The organism is Natrinema salinisoli (assembly GCF_020405205.1).
Classification (GTDB): Archaea; Halobacteriota; Halobacteria; order Halobacteriales; family Natrialbaceae; genus Natrinema; species Natrinema salinisoli.
Genome location: NZ_CP084469.1, coordinates 1186831 through 1206207, shown reverse-complemented (window position 1 = coordinate 1206207; position 19377 = coordinate 1186831). Strand labels below are relative to the sequence as shown.

Genomic DNA, 19377 nt, shown 5'->3' with positions numbered 1-19377 from the left:
TTTGTTTCGAACTGGTGGCACGCGGGTGCAGGCACGACTGGCTTGTTCCGGACTGGCCCACCCTCCGGTGTGAGTGGAAGATTTTCGAACGCGGACGTCGGAAAAACGGTCGAGAACGAAAACGGAGAGGTGATCGGTCGGATCACGGAAACGCGGGGTGATACCGTCAGTGTCGAACCGAACCCCGGAGTGATCGCGTCGATCAAGGCGGCCCTCGGCTGGAAACGAGCGCACGACGAGACGCTGGTGATTCACGAGGATGCGATCGAAACGGCGTCCGACGAGATGGTTCGGCTCGAGTCTGACCCTGACGTCGCGGCCATGCAGGCCGCGGTCGACGAACGAGACTCCAGTCCCGAGACGTACGATTTAGGGTTCGATGCAAAGCGAAGCCGCGACGGTTCCGCAGGGGCCGAGGGCGATGGTATCGCGAACCGAACGACGGAACGAGAATCAGGAGGGGACGATCCAGGAGCGTCGCCCGACGAGACGGAGCCGCTCACAGCGGCGGACGCGGACGAAGAGACGGTCAGTGCCGACGAACTGGAAACGTCCGAAAAACAACACCCGGCAGCGGAAGTCGACGAAGGCGGTACGGAAGCCGACCCTACTCACGTGGATATCGATGACGATCAACCCGAACCGGAAAGCCGAGAGGACGCCCAGGCTGCGAGTATAACCGACGAAACCGTCGGTTCTGGTGTGCAGGATCCACCTGAAGAGTCGTCCGCAGTTGACGGAACCAGCACGAATGCTGACCTCGAGATGGGTGACGACGGTAGTCTCGAGATGGGACCGCGGCCCGAAGAGACGGCAGGGGAACTGACCGAATCGATGGACGACAACCAGACCCCCGAACGGAGCACACCCGATGAAGCCACATCGACCGAAGACACTGGTGACAAGCGGGATACGACAGAGGTTGGGTCATCGACCTCGAGCGACGAGTCGATCGGACGTATCGACAGCACGTCGCTCGAGGACGTCAGCGACGGATTGGATGACGCTGACGAACTGAGTTCGACTGCGGACGTGAGTACGTCTCTCGAGGACGTCAGCGAGGGACTGGACGACGCCGACGAACGAAGTCCGTCGGAGGACGTGAACCTGACGGACGAACTGCATCCCGGGACCGATATCGAGGCACTCGAGGGAGCCGACGAATCCGATCCGGTAACTGTCGATGCGGGGACGGCCGACCAGCCGAGCGACGAACCCGAGGAAGTAGACTCGAACGTTGATCCCGAATCAGCGACGACGATCGATCGAACGCTGGGTCCCGATATCGATCCCGACACCATCGAGGGTCAACACACCGACGTCGGGAACGGCGTCGAAACGGCCGATCGCCGAATCGTCACCGATGACCGCGATATCGATCGTCGGTCCACCGAGACGGGTGGTGAGCACGAGAGAACGACAGTCGGTGACCGCGAAACCGAGTCCGATGGTGCCACGACCGAAGAGACAGCATCGGACGAACCCACAACGACGGACGGACGTCATCGATCCACACCGGCTTCGGCACTGTTCGCCGGCCAGCGAGCGGCGCTCGAATCCGGAAACCGAACCGTCCAGAACGGGGTCGAAGCCCAACGGCGGATTGCCGTCGCCGCACTGTCCGGGGGGCTGGCACTGCAGCGTCAGCGGCTGACGCTGGTCGAGAGGGCAGCCAGCGCGCCGTTCGAACTCGTCACCGCGATATCCGGCTCGAGCCGCGGGGAGACTGACGTCCGACTCGAGGACCGACGCGACGAACTCGAGCAGGGGCGGGAGCAACTGGGACCGGACGCCGACCCGACGTCCCATCCGCTCGAGCACGTCGGCGGTCTCGATACGATGTACCGCAAGCGCCTCGCTGATGCGGGTATTACGTCGCTCGACGATCTCGCCCGAGCGGACAGCGATACCGTTGCCGAGGCCGCCGGCGTCACCGAGAAGCGCGCGAAGAGCTGGATCGAACAGGTCGAGACGTAAGACCGGTCATGCCGTGGGTGGAACCCGCGATCCGAAATCGGATTCGATCAGTGTCCGGCCGCTGTTGAGTGACTATCGGCACCGATGCGCCCAGATTTATTATATTCGAGACGCTCCGTTGGAGCGTAGTACCACGAACCCTCCCGCAATGACCAGCCCTGATCGATACAAACTGTTCGGCGTCTACCTCTCGGAGGACGTCTACGACTCGCTCGCGGAATTCCTCTACGAAGCGGCCGGCGTCGTCGAGTACGACACCTACTTCGAGACGTCCGAATCCGCAGTTCCAGCGGGCGATCCCGGCGCCGAGGCGACTGATCAACTCGTTTCGGACCTCGTCACGGCGTTCGCGGACCGCTACGACGAGGCGGATTTCGACGCTGCACGGCGAGTCGACGACGACGCGTTCGTTCTCGCACATCTCGCCGCCGACCCACAGACGGTGACGCGTGCCCGCGAGCGATTTCAGGCTGCCGCGACGATTCAGGACACGGACAGCCGGACGGTTCACACCGCTATCGTGGCGGCACATCTCGACGACGGGACCGATCTCGAGTCGCCGTAAGCAGTCGCCGATCGGGATCTCGAGGCTGTTCGGGCGCCGGGGATCGCCTCGGGAAGTCCCGTCCTGCCCGCTACGAATGGTCGTACTCAGGCCTCCTGCAGATCGACGATGCTCACCCAATGATCGCCGTACTCGGCCTCGTGGTCGCTGGCATCCCTGTTCGCGTCGGCCCAGTCCGTGTGCCTGCGGTCGAGATCGCAGCTGTCACACTGCAGCTGGTATGCCATGTCGAGTGCTACCACCTCAGTTGGCTTAAATTTCGCCGCTACTATCTCCTGCCGAGAGTATCTGCACGTCGGTTTCGACGGCGTTTCCGAGGGGCCGAGAGCTAACGCTCTCGTTCGGTATGTATTCGAGTCCTCGAGCGGAGAATAATCGTCTTCGAACCACTACTCTGGCGACAGGAGAGACCGCGCCCGCTATAGGATACGGGCAACACCACTCTCTCGGAGCGACGATCCGGTCAAGCTGGAATTAGGAATCGAACCTAACTCTCTACCGAACATATGGTAGTGCCTCGCCTTGAAGGCCGTTCCAGCGCGTTGCGGTTCGAACGATCACTTCGAATTCGAATCACATCCGTGCTGCGGGTGATCCAATCGTCCGAGAGCGTTCTCGTTCAGGTCACGGTAGAGTCCCTACTCGGATAAAAGTTGAGAGTGGCGGGAGAGTCGGTCCGAGACCGAGAGAACTGAGAGTGCCGTAGTATAGCAGGATAGGGACGCAGACCGGATGGTGTGTCGATTTTCCGATCGATAACGAGTTCTCATTTCCGTGGCGCTACGCGCCATGCGACGCTCCTCGTCGTCGTATCGACGAAAGTGGGTTGGGGCAGATTTGAATCACGCCGAGACATGCTCGCTTCGCTGCGCGTGTCTCGTCTAGTTCAAACTGCCGATCGCGTTTGCCGACACGGACTCGTCGTGGTTCGAAAGACGCGAAGCGTCTTTCGTCATCACGAAACGGCTTCGCCGTTTCGAACGACTACGCTCCTCGTCATTGTGTCGGCAAAAGTGGGTAGGGGCAGATTTGAACCACGGTCGTTCCGCTTCGCTCCACTCCCTGATTCAAATCTGCCCACCGTCACGATCCTGTCGCTCACGGGTTTGCTCGCGACAGAAATAGTGGGTTGGGGCAGATTTGAACTGCCGACTTCCTCCGTGTGAAGGAGGTATCATAACCGGACTAGATCACCAACCCGCACGAGGTGATACCTGTGCGTTCGACTTAAGACTTCCTTTCACCGATCGCCGTCGGACTCGCTCGAGCGGCCAGCCACGAGCCGCTCCTGCACCGAGTCGACGGTTCCGCGGGTGCGCACCACCGCCCGGTGCTCGAGTGCGGTCGCCTCCGCCAGCACGCCCTCGAGCCGGCTGGGTTCCGGGTCCGGGTCGTCGCGTCCGAGGAGTGCTCGAACGCGAGTCGTCGGTCCCTCGAGGGCGTCAGTAACGCCGAGGCGGGCGTGTTCCGCGGCGCGGGCGAGGTAGTAGCGGCTGTCTGTGAAGTGTTTGTTCATCTGATTCTCTTCCGTAGAGAGGCTTCCAGCGGATATAGTTCTTTCGCAGACAACAGAATCTGTCCGTCCGCGAAACGGGCGGCTTCCGTCGCGGCCACCACCGATTGCCGTCTCCCGACAGCAACCGCGAGCCACAGCCGGTCATTATGGTGGGTACAGCTGCTGAATAAGACCGTGCTTCGTGACCACACACGACAGTCCAATTCCGCTAATAACCGCCGTTTCACCCGGTAACACTCCCGTTAGCGAGAATATAACTGGTGCGGGAACGAACCAGATAACGTAATGCAACCACAGATGCGGTTCGCGGTGACGAATCGATTCCAGGAGATTCACGGACGACAGGCGACGGCCTTGAGAACGGAGGTGGGCAACTGATGGCGTTCGAGAGCGGGATCGGTGCGGTACTTTTGCTCGTCGGTCGGTTGCTCTTCGGCGGACTCCTCGTCTTTCAGGGGCTGAACCACTTCATGCAAACGGACATGATGGCCGGCTACGCGGAATCGAAGGGCGTCCCTGCGGCGCGGTTCGGCGTCGTCGCGTCGGGAGTCATGCTCGTCCTCGGCGGACTCGGTATCATCCTGGGAGTCTACCCCGTGATCGCCGCGGGAATGCTGGCGGTGTTCTTCCTCGCCGTCACGCCGTTCATGCACGACTTCTGGGCCGTTCCGGAGGACCAGCAGCAAAACGAGATGACCCACTTCCTCAAGAACGTCGAACTGCTGGGGGTCTCCTTGCTCGTATTGGTTCTCGCCGGCGAAACCTGGGGCTACGCCCTGAATATCGGACTATAAACTGGCTACCGCTGTGCGTCGCTTCTATCGAATCGTCGTGAACCCCTCGTTTTCCGGGCGCATCGCCACCGGTTCCCCGCCATTCGGTCGGAACCGGGCGTCGATCCAATTTTGTTTGGAGTGTGATTCAAGCGGTCGGTCAGTGAACGGGGGCCTATGGCAACGAAAGAAACGGCCCCTGCTCGCGGAGAAACGAAGCGGTTCCTCGTGGAGTGCGACGGCTGTTCGTACGAGCGGTCGGCCGACGGTCGTGACGAAGCGATGCGGATCGGAACCGACCACCGACTGGAGACGGGCCACGAACCCATCGCCGTCGAACTCCCGCCCTCGACCGAGAACGCGTAGGTTCCCTCGCAGTATCGGAGACGATACGGGACGAGAGTAGGCCTATATTCGGTTCGATACGGGTCACCGAGGAATATCCGCTTCCGGCGAACTACTGAAACGAATCCGGGTGCGTGACCGTTCGGGTCTAGTAATCGGGTGCTTCCTCCGGTTCGCCGTCTCGAGCGTTGACCACGCGAGCAAGGGTAAATAGCCCGTCCGAGAGGCGATTGAGGTACTGGACCGCGTCCTCGTTGATCTGCTCTTCAGCAGCCAGTGCGACCGCTCGCCGTTCGGCCCGCCGGCAGACCGTCCGGCTGTGGTGGAGCGCCGCTCCGTGTTCGCTGCCCGTCGGGAGAACAAACGAGGTCAGGGGCTCGAGTTCCTCGTCGTACTCGTCGATCCAGTCCTCGACGGTGTCGACGTGTTCGGGGCGAATGGCGGGGTCGTCCTCGTCGGGATCGGGGTTCGCGAAGTCCGCCTGCACGACGTGGAGGTGGTTCTGGATCGTCGAGAGTCGCTCGTTGATGTCGTCGTGGTCGGTCGGTCGAACCGTCCCGATCAGGGCGTTGAGCTCGTCGACCGTTCCGTAGGCCTCGATTCGGGGGCTCGCCTTCGAAACGCGGGTCATGTCCCGAAGGTCCGTGTCTCCGTCGTCGCCGCGACCGGTGTAGATCGACATAGATGGGGCGACGGCGGGAGCATACTTAACTTCCCTGTCACCCGGAACGCAGACCGTTGCTACCGATTCGGTCACGGACCCGCCTGCCGTGGAAACCAATATGTTAAACTCGCTTCGCACTCTACGGCCGCGCATGGCTATGGAACTCGTACACGAGTGTCCCAATTGCGGGGGCGAAAAGACGTTCTACCGGGCCGCCAGCACGACGCTCCACCTCGGCGAAAAGATCAAATGGCATTGTCCGGACTGCGATTACGGATTCGTCCGAATCGGCGACAACGGAACCGCCGTCGATTCGAGTACCGCGTAAGTCCGTCGTCCCGTCCCGATATCACTTCTTTTCGCGGAGCGACGATTCGATATCTGCATCGACGTTCCGACGGTCTCCCTCGAACGTGTGCGGAACGAGGGAGTCGTCCGTAGCGAAGAACTAACGGGTTTCAAGTACCGTGTTACTCGCTATGCGGTATGAATCGACGTCACTTCCTCACGGGGACAGCGACTACTGCGCTGGCCGGCTGTGCGGGAGCGTTCGGTACCGCGAAGAGTAGTCGACTCGACCTCACCGTGCAAAACGATCGCGCCGACCAGATCACGGTTCGGATTACGGTCACCGACGAGGAGGGCACGATGTACGAAGATGCGTCAGATCGAATCGATAGCGGTGTCGCTCGGGCGTTCGAGGTGGTCGCAGGCACAGAGGGGCGTCACGAAGTAACCGTCTCGGGTGAGGATTGGCGCGGCCAGCTCGCCTGGCACGCCGACACCTGTGCACTTTTCGATGGGACGATCAGGGTGGCGCCCGAAAGCGTCGAAGTAGCCAGCGAGTGCCTCGAGCAACGATAGCGCGTCGGTTTCTCCCCGCTCGCTGAGGCACCAACACGGGGTCGGATACCCTCGTCAGGACTCGTCCTCGAGCGCCTGCCACGACAGCCGCGGCGTCCGCGCGGCGCTCGTCTGGTCGATACGGCGTGCGGTAGTGCGTTCCGGCGCGTCCGCCAGGGTGTCGTCGTCTTCGCCGGCGACGGCGTTGAACGCGGCGGCGAGTCTGTCGAGCGTGTCCTTGCTCTCGACTTCGGTCGGCTCGGTCATCAGGGCTTCGGGGACGATCTCGGGCCACTTTGTCGTCGGCGGGTGGACGCCGTAGTCGAGCATTCGCTTCGCCACGTCGGCCGCGTCCTGCTCGCCGGCGCTGGCGACGAACTCGTGATGGAACGGGCCGTACGGCACGTCGTACTCGATCTGCTCCGCGAGATAGTTCGCGTTGAGCACCGCGGAGGCGCTCGCGTCCGACAGGCCGGCGTCGCCGAGGCGTGCGATGTAGGCGAACGCTTTGATCAACACCAGCCAGTTGCCGTCGAATCCGTGGACCTTGCCGATGGTGTGTTCGGGATCGAAGCGTTCGTAAATGGGTTCACCGGCCTTCGACTGCTCGTCGCGCTCGCGGACGCGAGGCGCGGGCAGGAACGGTGCCAGCTCTTCGGCGACGCCGACCGGCCCCGCACCCGGCCCGCCGCCGCCGTGGGGCGTGGCGAACGTCTTGTGGACGTTGTAGTGCATCACGTCGAAGCCCATGTCGCCAGGCCGAGCGCGGCCGAGCAGGGCGTTCAGGTTCGCCCCGTCGTAGTAGAGCAGGCCGCCGACGTCGTGGACCATCTCGGCAATCTCCGTGATATCACGTTCGAACAATCCGAGCGTGTTCGGGTTGGTCAGCATGAGCGCGGCCGTCTGCTCCGAGAGAGCGGCCTCGAGCGCGTCGAGATCGACCCGTCCCTCGTCGTCGCTCGGCAGAGAGACGACGTCGTAGCCGCCCAGCGCCGCAGTCGCGAAGTTGGTCCCGTGGGCGCTTTCGGGGACGATGACCTCGTCGCGGTGACCCTCGCCATTGTGCTCGTGGTAGGCCGCGGCGACGCGAATACCGACGAACTCGCCCGCCGCGCCCGCGGGCGGTTGCAGGGTCACCGCGTCCATCCCGCCGATCCGGGCGAGGTAGTCCTGCAGCCGATACAGGAGCCCGAGGGTTCCCTGAACGGACGCTTCAGATCGATCGGGGTGGACGGCTGCCGACGGCAGCGCGGCCACGTCCTCGGTGAACTTGGGGTTGTACTTCATCGTACAGGATCCCAGCGGGTAGGGGCCGCTGTCGATCCCGTAGATCATCTGGGAGAGCCGCGTGTAGTGACGAGCGAGTTCCGGTTCGGAGAGTTCGGGCAACTCCAGCGAGTCACGCGTCAGATCGTCGGGGAGCGGCGAGGTGCTGTCGTCGTCTCCCGCATCACTAGCAGCGCCGATCTCGACCCGCGTCTGATCTTTCTCCGAGAGTAGCGGCTCGTACTCGCCGTCCTCGACGTATCGGGCCTGATCGTAGCGCGACTGTGCGGGGTCGGAATCGTCGGAGCGGTCGGCGGTCATCGCGTCACCTCCTCGAGCGCCTCGACGAACCGATCGATCCGGTCGTCGGACACGCCGGCGACGCAGACCTGAATCCCGTGATCACCGACGACGTGAACCGCGAAGCCGAGGTCCTCGAGGTCGTCGGCGACGGCTCGCGCGGGCTGGTCGACGCGGGCGACGAATTCTCGGAGGTGGTAGCGATCGTGAACCGGCGCTTTCACGCCAACGATGTCGTCGAGGCGGTCCGCGAGGTCCCGCGCTCGCCGGACGTCCCGCTCCGCCAGGTCGACCATCCCGCTCGGGCCGAGGACGGCCGCGTGCATCGCGGTTCGAAGCGCGACCCAGGCCTGGTTCGTACAGATGTTACTCGTCGCGCGTTCCCGTCTAATGTGCTGTTCGCGCGTCTGGAGGGTGAGCGTGAACGCCCGGCGATCGGTCGCGTCCTCGCTCGCCCCGACCAGTCGGCCGGGGACCTGCCGGAGGTAGTCCTCGCGCGTCGCAAAGAGTCCGAGTCCCATCCCGTAGCTCGTCGGCAGACCGAGGACGCTGGCGTCGCCCACGACGACGTCGGCACCGACGTCCGCAGGCCGCTCGAGTAACGAGAGGGCGATCGGGTCCGAGCCGAGCACGAAGAGGGCCTCGTTTGCCGTCGCCAGCTCACCGACCGCCGCGAGCTGCTCTTCGATCGTCCCGCGAACCGTCGGGTTCTCGGCGTAGATCATGACGACGTCCTCGTCGACGGTCGCCTCGAGCCCGGTGAGATCTACGTTTCCGTCGTCGACGGGATACGTCTCTACGTCGAGAGCCGTGCCCGCGACGTAGTTTTCGAGGGTACTCCGCCGTTCCTCGCGCAGGAGGTCGGGGACGAGCACGCGGTGGCCCGTGGTGTCGCGGACCCGGTCCGCCAGCGTCGCGGCCTCGCCCAGCGCCGTCGCGGCGTCGTACATCGAACAGTTCGCGACTTCGAGGCCGGTCAGCTCGACCAGCAGCGACTGGTACTCGAAGAGGGCCTGCAGGAATCCCTGAGAGACCTCCGGCTGATACTGCGTGTAGGACGTGAGGAACTCCGAGCGGTCCGCGAGGTGATCGACCAGCGACGGGATATAATATCCGTAGTGGCCGCGGCCGAGCAGCTCGGTCAGGTGGTCGTTGCGACCCAGAATCGAGCGTACCAGTCGTCGAGTCTCTCGTTCCGTTCGCGCGTCGATGTCGAAACTCCCCTCAAACTGGACGTCCGACGGGATGTCGAAGAGATCTTCGACGGTCGCCGCGCCGACGGCCTCGAGCATCGCCGTGCGATCTTCCGCCGTATGGGGAGCGTACGGACTCCCCGTTGCGTGTGATCCGTGCATGATTAGCAGTGGTCTCGATCGATCCATCCGTTCGCTCCCCACCCGCGCCGGCTACCGCGATCGATCCGAGACACGATACTGACTCCTAACGGGCAGGGGGTAATGAACGCACTCGTTTCGGAGTAGTTGGCCGGTGCTCGCTCGCGGACGAAATCTACGGTCCCTGCAGTCGCCACACGGACCACTATGCGAACCGGTGGTGTCAAACGGCCACATGGCTGACGAACGCGACGGGCGAAACGGCCCGCTCGACCGTGATGACCAAGAAATCGGGGCAACGGTCGCCAACGACACCGAATCCCTGCTCAGCGTCCTCCCTCACTTTTACCGCGGCGAGGTCAGTCAGGCCAACAGCGCCCAGGACCGGATCGATCGGACGACCGACTGGGCGATCACGCTACTGGCCGCGCTGCTCTCGCTCGTCTTCTCGAGCCGTAATATGCCGGCGTTCCTGCTCCTGATCGGAATGTTCGTCCTCTCGATCTTCCTGTTCTACGAAGTACGCCGTTACCGGTTCTACGATCACTGGCGGGCACGCGTCCGCTTCGTCCAGGAAAACGTGTTCGCGAACGCGCTGGAACCCACCGGCGTCGAACATCCGGCGTGGCGCGAGGAACTGAGCGATGACCTCCGCAATCCGACGTTCAAGGTCTCTACTCGAGAGGCACTGTCCAGACGAATACGACGAGTGTACGGACTGTTGTTCGGGGTGGCCGGGATCGGCTGGGCGTTCAAAGTCACGCTGTTCACGCCGGAGCAACAGTGGACCGAAGCCGCCGAACTGCCGGGGATTCACGGCAGTGTCGTTGCCGTATTCCTCGGACTCTTCTTCGCGAGCTTGATCGTCATCGCACTGTGGCCGGGCGGTCGGGAAGCGAAGGGGGAGATTCACGGTACGGAACCGGGCGACTGGAAAAACGATCGGTAGCGTCCGATCAGGAACCGGAGTCGACGTCGGTGTTGCTCTCGCTGGACGCCGTCACATCACCGGACGACTCCGTTCCGTCGGCCGCGTCCCTGACGCCAGTCCCAGTAGCATCGAACGTAGCCCCCGTCTCTACGTCTCCGACACGTTCTCGAGCGAAGATATCGAGCACGACCTTCGCACCGCCGAGGACGACCGGGCCGATGAACAGGCCGACAGCGCCGAAGGTGAGGAGTCCCCCGAAGATGCCGACGACGATGATCGCGGAGTTGAGCGCGCTCGTTCGGCCGATGAGCGCGGGCCGCAGATAGGTGTCCGAAATCGTGACGAGGAAGCCATAGACTGCGAGCGCTGCGGCTCCGACGGGACGCCCGATCGCGACGAGATAGATCGAAACGGGGAGCCAGACGCCGAACGCGCCCACCAGCGGGAGGAGCGTGAGGACGAACGTCAGCACGGTCAGCAAGACGACGGCGGGAATCCCGAGCACCGCGAGCCCCGCGCCGAGCAACACCGCCTGAATCGCCGCCACGAGAACGTTGCTGATGACCGACGCCTGCATGAGCTGATCCAGTTCCGCGAAGAGCTCGCGCTGGATCCCGTCGTCGATCGGGACGACGCGATACAGCCACGCCATCAGCCGATCCCCATCGCGCAACAGCGCAAAGCAGACGAACAGCGTGATCGTCAAGCCGATCATGATTCCCGGTAGCCCGCCGACGACGTCGAGCGCACCGGTCGCGAACCCGCGAAGCCCCCTCGTGATCCCGTCCTGATACGATCCGTAGAGGCTCGTGAGATCGACCGAATAGCCGCTCTCGGCGAGAGCCTGTTCGATCGAGGCGAGATCGACGTCACCGTTCCGGACCGCGGTCACGAGGAGGGACGACTGCTGGAGCGCGACGTAGAGGATGTACAGCAGCGGTAGCACGATGACGATAACCGCGATGATAACGGTGACGAACGCGGCGATAATCGGCCTGACGTACCCCTCGAGTCGGTGTTGAACAGGCAAGAGAATGTACGCGAGGACGATTCCGAAGAGGACGTACTGCAGGTACGGCAGGACGATGAGGAGCCCGAGAACGATGCTGATCAGCGCCAGGCCGGTCAGGACGGGCTGCTCGACGACCCACGCGGGGGGCTCCGGACGGTCTGCCATACGTCTGGCTCCAACGTCCCGACAGATTAGTCCTCTGAACGGTGATTGAAATTCTGGGTCTGACACGCTCGCGGAACGGACCGAAAAATGCGAGCGACTACGTGCCCGGTCTGTGACCTATTCGACGCATCGGTACGTCCGCTCACCCATACCGACGGACCGTTTTCCTCGCTCGCGCTCCGCGCTCGCTCGCAAAAATCTCCCTTGCGAGAGCTTCGCTCTCGCCAGTCCTCCGCTCGTTCCACTCGCGAAGACACCAAAAAGACTGCCCCGACCCCACTACTCGACGTATCGGTACTTCCGCTCACCCATGCGACCCCAGCCGTCGAAGACGAACTCCTCGCTGGGGGTCGTGAACTCCTCGACGTCGACGTCCATCTCGTGGTTGTGGGCGTCGTGGATCTCCTCGTAGTCCTCCCAGGCCATCTCGTAGCGATCGGCGAGTTGCTCGTCGACGTTCAGGGCCTCGATTTCCGCCTCCCAGTCGTCCTGAACCGTTTCGGAGTGGATCTCCGCCTGCGCACCGCTACCGTAGGAGCCGATGAGCAGTTTCTTCCCGGTCATCTCCCGATCGTTCTCGAGGGCGTGTTTGAGCGCGCTCGCGCGGGCGACGTGGACGGAGCCGGTGTACCAGTTACCGACCTCGCGGGCGATCGTCAGCGTCGGGTCGATCGTCGTGTCGTACCACTCGGCGTAGCGGTCGGTCTCCTTGAGCAGGTCCATGTACTCGCGGAGTGCCTCGTGGTAGTCCTCGTCGGAGTCGAACGCCTCGGGTCGAGGCTGTCGACCGATTTCGTCGGCGAGTTCGTCCTCGACTTCGGTGTTCCGAGTGATGTGTCGGAACGCGAGCAACGCGGCCTTCCGGACCATGCCCGGGAACGGCGTGTGGAAGGGGGCGTAGACGAAGTCCTCCTCGTGGACCTCGCCCGCGACGCTCTCAAAGTCCTCGAGGGCCTCGCGCATCCGCGCGAGGTAGACCTGCACGGAGCGTTTGCCGTCGACGGACGGGAACTGCTGGTTGGGTTTGAGGAAGTCGGTCTCGTCGGCCGAGCCATATCCCTGCTCGGCGGAGAGTTCGACGAGGTTCGGATCCTCGCTGATGAGCATCGCGACCGCACCCGCACCCTGAGTGGCCTCGCCGTCGTCGCCGCGCGCGTACAGCGCCGTGTCGGTCGCGATGACCAGCGCCGAACGACCGCGATTGCGGCCCGCGCGGATCCAGTTGTAGGCGTCGTCCAGGCTCTGGGTCCCCGCGATGCAGGCGAACTTCCGTTCGCCCTTGTTCGCGTGGTGGAAGTCCCCCTCGTAGACCTGCTCGAGGCAGCCAGCGACGTACGTCGAAACCGGCTTAGAGTTATCGAACGCGCTCTCGGTCGCGACGTCGATGCGACCGATATCGTCGGGCTCGAGGCCTTTGCGTTCCATCAGCCGGTGCGCGGCGTTCGCCCCCATCGTGACGATGTCCTCGTAACTGTCGGGGAACGAACTGGCGTTGAGGCCGAGTCCTTTCGTGTACTTTTCGGGGGCTTCGCCCTTTTCGGGGGCGAACGTGCCGGGAAGGTCGAGTTTGAGGTTCCCGGTCCAGATTTCGATGGCGTCGATACCGACTGCAGTCATGTATCGTCAATATAGGTGATCATACATCATATTGTCGTTCGGAGTTTCGACGATCGTCGATGACTCCCCTGTCGTCATCGCTCGAGCCGGCTATGACTACTGTCGTTCGAAATAAAATACTTGTTCGGAGCCGTCGCTCAGAACTAACGTGACGGTCACGTCGGCGTCGGCAGCCGAATCGACGACCGCGAGGGTTCCGAGGTCTTGACTGAAGTATCTGAAGTCGATCTCGACACTGTCGTCAGTGGAATCAATAATCGCGTACTGGCCATCGCTTCCCTTGTTGCTGTCGGCGACGAGATCGTACCGCGTGCCGTCGGCGTTGAACACGTCCCTATTTTTCCTGTTTGCCTCACCGTTCTGGGTCGCACGGCGGATTTCGCCCTCGAACGCGTTGCCGTTGTCGATCGTTATTCCACTCCCGATGCCGGTCGCGTCGACCTCGAACTTCTCGACGGTAACTTGCTCGCTGCCGGTGTTCTCCACACGGAACACCAGTCGATCACCCGTATCTCTGACCTCGACTGGCTGTAGCACCTGCCCGCCACCGCTTTCCCGATCGATTTCGAGGAGAATCTTGTCACCGTCGCTTCCGCTCGAGGTGTAGACGTTGACGGTGTCGCCGTCCACCGCGTTCGAATCCACTGTGAACGTCGTGGTATCGGTACCGTCAGCATCGGTCCTGTCACTGGACGGCGAGACGGTTCCGACGCTCTGGTCGCTGACCGCGTATTCGACGCCGGCATCGGCAGCGGTTTCGTCGGTTTCCATCGTGAGATCGACTTCGTCGCCGGTGACGATACACGAGGTCGAATCGCAGTTGCTATCGTCGACACTGGACTGTCCGGACGGATCCTGCCAGTCGACGTAGTAGGCGGGCGTCGATCCACCACTACCCCCGCCGCCGTCGGCGTCCCGAACGTCGAACGGATCGTCGGCCGGCGCGCTCGCATCACCGACGCCGACGCGGGCCATCTGTAGTTCGTACTCCGCAGCCGACTCGTTCTCGAGTTCGATCGTCAGGTTGCCGTCCGCGTACGCCGTGACTCTCGCTCGCTCCTCGCCAGTCCCGAAATCGGTCCCGATCGTCTCGTTCCACGCGGTCGGCGACCGCGTCGGAAGCGTGATCGTGATATTGCCGCCGTCGGACTCGAGATCGACGGGATCTGTGGGACCGCTCAGTAGTCTGGTGTCGACGGTCGTCGCGCTGCTCGAGGACGTCGACAGGTTCCCCTCGACGAGGACGATAGTGATTCGGTCGCCGTCGATCAGCGGTTGCTCGGTGAGCGCGACCGTGGCGTCACCGAAATCGTTGAACGCGAAGCCGTGCTCGAGTCGAGTCGTCGGTGCAGTGCGGTACTCGTTGTACGAGGGCTCGTAGCGGAGCGTCCGCGTCTCGTGGTCTGTCCCCAAAAGCGCGTCCGGATTTCCGGTGTACGATCCGTCGGCTTCGTCGACACTGGCGTTGTCGATACGGACGGTTCCGGTCTCACTCGTCCGAAGCGTTCCCGTCGGGTCCGTCGGGTTCGTCAGAAAGGTCCGGGTCGGGTAACTGGTACCGAGCGTGACCGAGACCGACTCCGAACCGCCGCTCGTGCCGACGTTTCGGATCGCGTTTCGCAGCTCCTGCAACTCGTCGTGGACCTGCTGGTTGTGCTCGCTCTCGATGGCCTGATTCTCGGCGGGAACGGCGTTGACCTGGTAGAGCGCGAGCGCGGAAAAGACGATGGCGAGCAGGAGGACCGCCCCGATCTGGACGGTCACCGCACGCTCGTCTGCCCACCGTGACATACGCGAGGATAGTCACCGTCGGTTAAACGTTTGGTGGCTATCGAACGACCAGTCCGTAACCGACGCGGTCGATCGATTACTCGTCTTCTTCGACGACTTCCGGATCGCTCATTGCGCTCTGGAGACTATCGAGCCCGTTGATCCACTCCGTGACCAGTCCGTACTCGAGGTCCTCGGCGACGCTCATATCGAGTTCCCCATCGTCGATAATCAGCGTCCCGGCCTGTGCCGCGTAGCCGAGCGCGGCGTCGAGGTCTTCTTCGGCTTCGGCGTCGGCCGCAGCGCTGAGGTAATCGCCGACGCTGCCCTCTTCGGCCGAGCCGTTCGCGACGTACTCCTCGGCCGCGAAGAAGACGCAGACGAGACTCGTCTGGACGCCGTCGACGAGAATCAGCTTCTCCTCGTCCTCGATGTCGATCTCGCTGAGGACGATCTCGCGGACGTCGTTGATCTCCTCGAGTGCGTCCTCCTGATCGAGTTCCCCGTCGTCGTAGGCGGCGACGATCTTGGCGATCGCGATCGCCGTGTCGTCCTGCAGGTTCAACAGGAGCCGCGCCGACGATTCGTCTTCCGGATCGATGTCTTCGTCTTTGATGCGATCGATCCAGTTCTGCCAGCGTTCCTCCGAGTAGAACTCGGTCGGGGGATTGCTCATACAAACACCTACACCGGCCGCTTGAAATGCCTTTCTCTACACTGACCGCTTCACGTGACTGTTTAGCCGGGACGAACGAACCCCCTAGAGTTGCGTACAGCCACGCGTGGGGGGAGTAACCCGCCCATCACCGTCCCGCGCGTCCGCAGCCGAAGAACGTAATCGGATATTACTCGTCTCCCGCGAGCGTCGATTCCGTGTCGATCCCATAGACCGCCATCGGCGTCTCGACGTGTGCGATCCGGACCGCCTCGTCGTGACCGTTCTCGAGCAACCACCGGACTCGCCGGGGGACCGTCTTGGGGCCCAGCACCGCGCCCGGGCGGTCGGGATCGTCGATGTAGTCGGTCTCCATCAGGAACGGCTCGCCGCGCTCGGCGGCCGTCTCGAGGCGCTCTTTATCGGCCATCACGCTCGGGGTCGGTCCCTCGAGGCGGCCGCTCGCGTAGTGTTTGACGACCCGGTGGGCAGGCATTCCGGCGTCCTCAGCCCAAGCAGCGACCTCGGTCATGTCCTCGCTGGCCTCGGCGTGGAGCTGGACGGCGCACTCGAGGTCGGCCCCGTGTTCGAACGCGTGCCGCATGACCGCGTTCGAGGCCGCCCAGACGTCGTCGTCGACCTCGTAGTGGGGGCGCCCGGATTTCAGCGCCAGCGCCTCGCCCGCATCGACGTACTCCGCGGCGACGTCGATCCCCGCCTGCATGAGATCCCGGGCTTCCTGGGGCGCGAAGCCGCGGTCGTCCACCAGCCGCGAAATCAGTCCCGGGTGGACGCCGAGGACGGGCCAGGCTCGGCCCTCGAGTTCGCTCGAGGCCTCGTCGACGATTTCGATGGTTCGCTCGAAAACCGCTCGGAAGTCCTCGCCGGTCTCGGCCTCGACGCCGAGGTGCCAGGAGGGTTTGTTCACCACGAGCAGGTGGGTGCCGCCGACGCGGGCGAAGTCGCGGACGGCATCGATACCCCGATTGTTGTCGGGATCGAGGTGGAGGTGGTCGTCGAGCACCGGCCGATCGTCGATCATGCCAGTCAGTGGGGGAGCCGCGTCCGAAAAGTCATCGACTTCCGGCCGCACGCCGGCGACTCTCTCGAGCGTCGGCCGTCGAGTTTGGCTCGAGGAGTGGCATCCACTGACCGGCCGCCGTCGGCCGAAATCGACGGGTAAATGACAGGGCCCGTCCGTACTGGACGAAGGATAGATAGCAATCGACGATATCCAGAAACCCAGTACTGTCAGAAATAGTTATTATGTCGAATATAGTTAGCACAGTCGTGTACCACATGAGTGATCGAGTATGAGTGATACCGGGACGGATCCGACCGATCAATTCGAACAGCCGGACGACGACGGGCCGAGAGTCGAGTTCTACGGCGGCCGCGGCATGAGCGCGCTTCCGATCGGGATCTTCATCGTCTGGGCCATCGTCCAGACCGCCCTCTGGCGGATCGGGGATACCGGCGGACTCATCGTCGGCATTCTCATCGGACTCATCGTCGGGATGTTCTTCGTCCGGGGGAACTGGCAGTCCTACGCCAACACGATCTTCGAGGGAATGACACAGCCGGTCGCGGTGACCGCGATCGTCGCGTGGCTCTGGGCCGGTATGTTCGCCCAGCTGTTACAGGACGGCGGTTTCGTGGGCGGGCTCGTCTGGTTGGCTGACAGCGTCGGCGTCGGCGCGGCGCTGTTCCCCGCGATCACGTTCGTCCTCGCGGCGGTGTTCACCACGGGGATCGGAACCGGATACGGCGCGACCGTCGCCTTCGTCGGCCTGTTCTTCCCGGCCGGCGTGTTGCTCGGTGCGAACCCCGTCTTGCTGTTCGGTGCGATCCTCTCGGGGGCGATCTTCGGCGACAACCTCGCGCCCGTCAGCGACACGACCATCGTCAGCGCCGTCACCCAGGACGCCGACATCGGCGGCGTCGTCGCCTCGCGGTTCAAGTACGTCATCGTCGCCGCGATCGTCGCCTTCCTCGGCTACGTCGCCGCCGGCGGAGCGATGACCGGCCTCGACGTATCCGCCGAAGCGCAGGCGATCTTCCTCGAGGGCAGCGAGGCGATCGGTCTCGTTCACGTCCTCTCGATGGCCGCCGTGATCGGCGCGGCCGTCGCCGGCCGTCACATCGTCGAGGCGATCTCGTGGGGGATCGTCATCGCCATCGCCTTCAATCTCGTCTTCGGCCTCGCGAGTCTCGGCGACATGGTCATGTTCAACGCGCCCAGCGACGCGCCGCTCGCCGAACCGCTCGAGTTTCTCCCGGTCCTCACCGTCGTCGACAACCCCGACTCGGTCGGCGTCACCGGGAGTCTCATGACCGGCGTCTCCGGCTTCCTCGAGCTCTCGATTCTCGTCCTCCTGATCATCGGCGCCGCCCAGATCATGATTCGGGGCGGTGCGTTCCAGGTGTTACTCGAGTGGTCCATCGAGAACCTCGCGACGAACGTCCGCAACGCCGAGTTGACGATGGTCGGATCGGCGGCGCTGATCAACGCGATCATCACGATCAACACGGCCGCCGAGGTCGCGATCGGTCCGTACATCTCGAAGATCGGCGAGCGATTCAACCTGAACGGGTACCGACGCGCGAACATTTTGGACGGCCAGACCGCCGCCCTGGGCTACATCTTCCCGTGGTCGGGCGGCGTACTCGCCGGCTTCAGCGCGATGCAGAACCTCCCCGGCGAGTACGACTGGTTCGAGCAGTCGATGGTCGTAACGCCCATCGACGTCGTCCCGTTCGTCTTCCAGGGATGGTTGCTAGTGGCAGTGTTCGTCCTCGCGGCGCTCACCGGCTTCGGCCGCGAGTACGTTATCGATCGCGAGAGCGAGGAGGTGGCACGCGTATGAGCTTCTTCGAAACCTATCTCAAAGGCTGGCAGTTCCGGGCGAATAGACCGTCCCTCGAAGTGGGAAGCGAAATCGACGTCTTCGTGGCCGAATCGAACGGCACCAGCGGGACGGTATACATCGGCGATACGGAGCTCGTAGTCGACGGTGCCGGTGCAGAGACCGTCGAAAAGCAGGTTCGAGTCCGCGTGACCGAATTCGATAAGGCGACCGCGAGCGGGCGCGGCGAACTCCTCGAAGTGGTCGGCGAGAGTTCTTACAGCGGTTGAGTTCCCCGAACTTTCTCAGGGCTCGAGCGTCACCGCGTCGTCGGCCGCGTTCTGGAGCGCGTCGGAACGGCCGTGCGAGCCCGGTGCGATCGCGACGGTTTCGACGCCGACGGTGCCCGCGTACTCGAGAACGGGTTTGAAGTCGGTATCCCGTGACGCGATCGCAAGGCGATCGATGGTTCCGTCACCGGCGAGCGCGGTTGCGTCGACGGCGAGTTTAACGTCGACGTCACCGCTGGTGACGATCACTTCGAAGCCCCGGGCCTCGGCGGCCTGAATGAGCCCGGGTGTGGCGTGTTCGTCGAGATAGAGTCGGATGACCCCGACGCGCCCGTGCTCGCGAGTTACGTCGCGGAGGTCGTCGAGGTCGACGTCGAACTCGTCGCGGAAAACGTTCGGTCCGTCGACGAACAGGCCCACTGCCGGCTCGCGTGCGGTATCTGGGGCGAGACGGGTACGAACGCGGTCGAACATAGTCAGGTGCCCGCTCTTTCCCGCGCCCGGAGAT

20 protein-coding genes and 1 tRNA gene are annotated in these 19377 nt (G+C 63.4%); 9 read left to right on the top strand and 12 right to left on the bottom strand.

Features of this window, described 5'->3' with window-relative positions:
- Positions 1-69: 69 nt before the first annotated feature.
- Together LDB05_RS05995 and LDB05_RS05990 are read left to right on the top strand one after the other, a co-directional pair.
- The gene (locus tag LDB05_RS05995; RefSeq protein ID WP_226007017.1) at positions 70-1977 is read left to right on the top strand and encodes a helix-hairpin-helix domain-containing protein; all 1908 of its coding nucleotides are present in this window, start codon (positions 70-72) and stop codon (positions 1975-1977) included.
- Positions 1978-2125: 148 nt separating this feature from the next.
- Positions 2126-2542, top strand: coding sequence for a hypothetical protein (locus LDB05_RS05990; RefSeq protein ID WP_226007016.1), 417 nt, complete (start codon positions 2126-2128; stop codon positions 2540-2542).
- Positions 2543-2628: 86 nt separating this feature from the next.
- Here the strand turns inward: LDB05_RS05990 and LDB05_RS05985 are convergent, their stop codons facing one another.
- From LDB05_RS05985 to LDB05_RS05975, 3 genes are all read right to left on the bottom strand, one after another.
- A complete protein-coding gene (locus LDB05_RS05985) occupies positions 2629-2769 on the bottom strand; it encodes a hypothetical protein (protein WP_226007015.1) in 141 nt (46 codons plus the stop codon).
- A gap of 898 nt (positions 2770-3667) precedes the next feature.
- A tRNA-Val gene (locus LDB05_RS05980) sits at positions 3668-3742 on the bottom strand.
- A 40-nt stretch (positions 3743-3782) separates the two neighbouring features.
- Positions 3783-4058 carry a DUF7553 family protein gene (locus tag LDB05_RS05975; protein WP_226007014.1) on the bottom strand — a complete coding sequence of 92 codons (276 nt, stop codon included), beginning with the start codon at positions 4056-4058 and terminating at the stop codon, positions 3783-3785.
- Between the two features lie 377 nt (positions 4059-4435).
- On the opposite strand from LDB05_RS05975, the gene LDB05_RS05970 reads away from it, so the two are divergent.
- Positions 4436-4852, top strand: coding sequence for a DoxX family protein (locus LDB05_RS05970; RefSeq protein WP_226007013.1), 417 nt, complete (start codon positions 4436-4438; stop codon positions 4850-4852).
- A 156-nt stretch (positions 4853-5008) separates the two neighbouring features.
- The gene (locus LDB05_RS05965; protein WP_226007012.1) at positions 5009-5197 is read left to right on the top strand and encodes a hypothetical protein; all 189 of its coding nucleotides are present in this window, start codon (positions 5009-5011) and stop codon (positions 5195-5197) included.
- Positions 5198-5324: 127 nt separating this feature from the next.
- Here the strand turns inward: LDB05_RS05965 and LDB05_RS05960 are convergent, their stop codons facing one another.
- Positions 5325-5858 carry a cob(I)yrinic acid a,c-diamide adenosyltransferase gene (locus LDB05_RS05960; protein ID WP_226007011.1) on the bottom strand — a complete coding sequence of 178 codons (534 nt, stop codon included), beginning with the start codon at positions 5856-5858 and terminating at the stop codon, positions 5325-5327.
- 133 nt (positions 5859-5991) lie between these two features.
- Here LDB05_RS05960 and LDB05_RS05955 point away from each other — a divergent pair, with 133 nt between their 5' ends.
- A complete protein-coding gene (locus tag LDB05_RS05955) occupies positions 5992-6168 on the top strand; it encodes a DUF7838 family putative zinc beta-ribbon protein (protein ID WP_277521778.1) in 177 nt (58 codons plus the stop codon).
- Positions 6169-6326: 158 nt separating this feature from the next.
- Complete coding sequence (locus LDB05_RS05950; protein WP_226007010.1) at positions 6327-6704, top strand: twin-arginine translocation signal domain-containing protein; 378 nt, start codon at positions 6327-6329, stop codon at positions 6702-6704.
- A gap of 54 nt (positions 6705-6758) precedes the next feature.
- On the opposite strand, the gene gcvPB is transcribed toward LDB05_RS05950, so the two are convergent.
- A complete protein-coding gene (gcvPB, locus tag LDB05_RS05945; RefSeq protein ID WP_226007009.1) occupies positions 6759-8270 on the bottom strand; it encodes an aminomethyl-transferring glycine dehydrogenase subunit GcvPB in 1512 nt (503 codons plus the stop codon).
- On the bottom strand, positions 8267-9604 hold the full coding sequence (gene gcvPA, locus LDB05_RS05940; RefSeq protein ID WP_226007008.1) for an aminomethyl-transferring glycine dehydrogenase subunit GcvPA: 1338 nt from the start codon (positions 9602-9604) through the stop codon (positions 8267-8269). The genes gcvPB and gcvPA overlap by 4 nt, the downstream gene beginning before the upstream one ends.
- A gap of 214 nt (positions 9605-9818) precedes the next feature.
- Here gcvPA and LDB05_RS05935 point away from each other — a divergent pair, with 214 nt between their 5' ends.
- Positions 9819-10532 carry a DUF2270 domain-containing protein gene (locus tag LDB05_RS05935; protein ID WP_226007007.1) on the top strand — a complete coding sequence of 238 codons (714 nt, stop codon included), beginning with the start codon at positions 9819-9821 and terminating at the stop codon, positions 10530-10532.
- Between the two features lie 7 nt (positions 10533-10539).
- Here the strand turns inward: LDB05_RS05935 and LDB05_RS05930 are convergent, their stop codons facing one another.
- The 5 genes from LDB05_RS05930 to LDB05_RS05910 form a co-directional block, all read right to left on the bottom strand.
- Positions 10540-11691 carry an AI-2E family transporter gene (locus LDB05_RS05930; RefSeq protein WP_226007006.1) on the bottom strand — a complete coding sequence of 384 codons (1152 nt, stop codon included), beginning with the start codon at positions 11689-11691 and terminating at the stop codon, positions 10540-10542.
- Positions 11692-11970: 279 nt separating this feature from the next.
- Positions 11971-13308: a hydroxymethylglutaryl-CoA synthase gene (hmgB, locus tag LDB05_RS05925; protein ID WP_226007005.1), complete on the bottom strand. Its 1338-nt coding sequence runs from the start codon at positions 13306-13308 to the stop codon at positions 11971-11973.
- Between the two features lie 96 nt (positions 13309-13404).
- Positions 13405-15099 carry a hypothetical protein gene (locus tag LDB05_RS05920; protein ID WP_226007004.1) on the bottom strand — a complete coding sequence of 565 codons (1695 nt, stop codon included), beginning with the start codon at positions 15097-15099 and terminating at the stop codon, positions 13405-13407.
- Positions 15100-15175: 76 nt separating this feature from the next.
- Positions 15176-15754 carry a DUF2150 family protein gene (locus LDB05_RS05915; protein WP_226007003.1) on the bottom strand — a complete coding sequence of 193 codons (579 nt, stop codon included), beginning with the start codon at positions 15752-15754 and terminating at the stop codon, positions 15176-15178.
- Positions 15755-15923: 169 nt separating this feature from the next.
- Positions 15924-16775, bottom strand: a complete 852-nt coding sequence (locus tag LDB05_RS05910) for a TatD family hydrolase (RefSeq protein WP_226007002.1) — start codon at positions 16773-16775, stop codon at positions 15924-15926.
- Between the two features lie 271 nt (positions 16776-17046).
- On the opposite strand from LDB05_RS05910, the gene LDB05_RS05905 reads away from it, so the two are divergent.
- Both LDB05_RS05905 and LDB05_RS05900 read left to right on the top strand, forming a co-directional pair.
- Positions 17047-18600, top strand: a complete 1554-nt coding sequence (locus LDB05_RS05905) for a Na+/H+ antiporter NhaC family protein (RefSeq protein ID WP_226007001.1) — start codon at positions 17047-17049, stop codon at positions 18598-18600.
- Positions 18597-18869 (top strand): DUF7513 family protein, encoded by a 273-nt coding sequence (locus tag LDB05_RS05900; protein ID WP_226007000.1) that lies wholly within the window; start codon positions 18597-18599, stop codon positions 18867-18869. Before LDB05_RS05905 ends, LDB05_RS05900 begins: the two co-directional genes overlap by 4 nt.
- Positions 18870-18884: 15 nt before the next feature.
- Here the strand turns inward: LDB05_RS05900 and LDB05_RS05895 are convergent, their stop codons facing one another.
- Complete coding sequence (locus LDB05_RS05895) at positions 18885-19343, bottom strand: NYN domain-containing protein (protein WP_226006999.1); 459 nt, start codon at positions 19341-19343, stop codon at positions 18885-18887.
- Between the last annotated feature and the right edge of the window lie 34 nt (positions 19344-19377).

What these genes read in the sequence shown, in the direction of transcription:
- LDB05_RS05990 (WP_226007016.1), top strand. Translation starts at nt 2,126, where the DNA reads ATGACCAGCCCTGATCGATACAAACTGTTCGGCGTCTACCTCTCGGAG.
- LDB05_RS05985 (WP_226007015.1), bottom strand. Translation starts at nt 2,769, where the DNA reads ATGGCATACCAGCTGCAGTGTGACAGCTGCGATCTCGACCGCAGGCAC.
- LDB05_RS05975 (WP_226007014.1), bottom strand. Translation starts at nt 4,058, where the DNA reads ATGAACAAACACTTCACAGACAGCCGCTACTACCTCGCCCGCGCCGCG.
- LDB05_RS05970 (WP_226007013.1), top strand. Translation starts at nt 4,436, where the DNA reads ATGGCGTTCGAGAGCGGGATCGGTGCGGTACTTTTGCTCGTCGGTCGG.
- LDB05_RS05965 (WP_226007012.1), top strand. Translation starts at nt 5,009, where the DNA reads ATGGCAACGAAAGAAACGGCCCCTGCTCGCGGAGAAACGAAGCGGTTC.
- LDB05_RS05960 (WP_226007011.1), bottom strand. Translation starts at nt 5,858, where the DNA reads ATGTCGATCTACACCGGTCGCGGCGACGACGGAGACACGGACCTTCGG.
- LDB05_RS05955 (WP_277521778.1), top strand. Translation starts at nt 5,992, where the DNA reads ATGGCTATGGAACTCGTACACGAGTGTCCCAATTGCGGGGGCGAAAAG.
- LDB05_RS05950 (WP_226007010.1), top strand. Translation starts at nt 6,327, where the DNA reads ATGAATCGACGTCACTTCCTCACGGGGACAGCGACTACTGCGCTGGCC.
- gcvPB (WP_226007009.1), bottom strand. Translation starts at nt 8,270, where the DNA reads ATGACCGCCGACCGCTCCGACGATTCCGACCCCGCACAGTCGCGCTAC.
- gcvPA (WP_226007008.1), bottom strand. Translation starts at nt 9,604, where the DNA reads ATGCACGGATCACACGCAACGGGGAGTCCGTACGCTCCCCATACGGCG.
- LDB05_RS05935 (WP_226007007.1), top strand. Translation starts at nt 9,819, where the DNA reads ATGGCTGACGAACGCGACGGGCGAAACGGCCCGCTCGACCGTGATGAC.
- LDB05_RS05930 (WP_226007006.1), bottom strand. Translation starts at nt 11,691, where the DNA reads ATGGCAGACCGTCCGGAGCCCCCCGCGTGGGTCGTCGAGCAGCCCGTC.
- hmgB (WP_226007005.1), bottom strand. Translation starts at nt 13,308, where the DNA reads ATGACTGCAGTCGGTATCGACGCCATCGAAATCTGGACCGGGAACCTC.
- LDB05_RS05920 (WP_226007004.1), bottom strand. Translation starts at nt 15,099, where the DNA reads ATGTCACGGTGGGCAGACGAGCGTGCGGTGACCGTCCAGATCGGGGCG.
- LDB05_RS05915 (WP_226007003.1), bottom strand. Translation starts at nt 15,754, where the DNA reads ATGAGCAATCCCCCGACCGAGTTCTACTCGGAGGAACGCTGGCAGAAC.
- LDB05_RS05910 (WP_226007002.1), bottom strand. Translation starts at nt 16,775, where the DNA reads ATGATCGACGATCGGCCGGTGCTCGACGACCACCTCCACCTCGATCCC.
- LDB05_RS05905 (WP_226007001.1), top strand. Translation starts at nt 17,047, where the DNA reads ATGAGTGATACCGGGACGGATCCGACCGATCAATTCGAACAGCCGGAC.
- LDB05_RS05900 (WP_226007000.1), top strand. Translation starts at nt 18,597, where the DNA reads ATGAGCTTCTTCGAAACCTATCTCAAAGGCTGGCAGTTCCGGGCGAAT.
- LDB05_RS05895 (WP_226006999.1), bottom strand. Translation starts at nt 19,343, where the DNA reads ATGTTCGACCGCGTTCGTACCCGTCTCGCCCCAGATACCGCACGCGAG.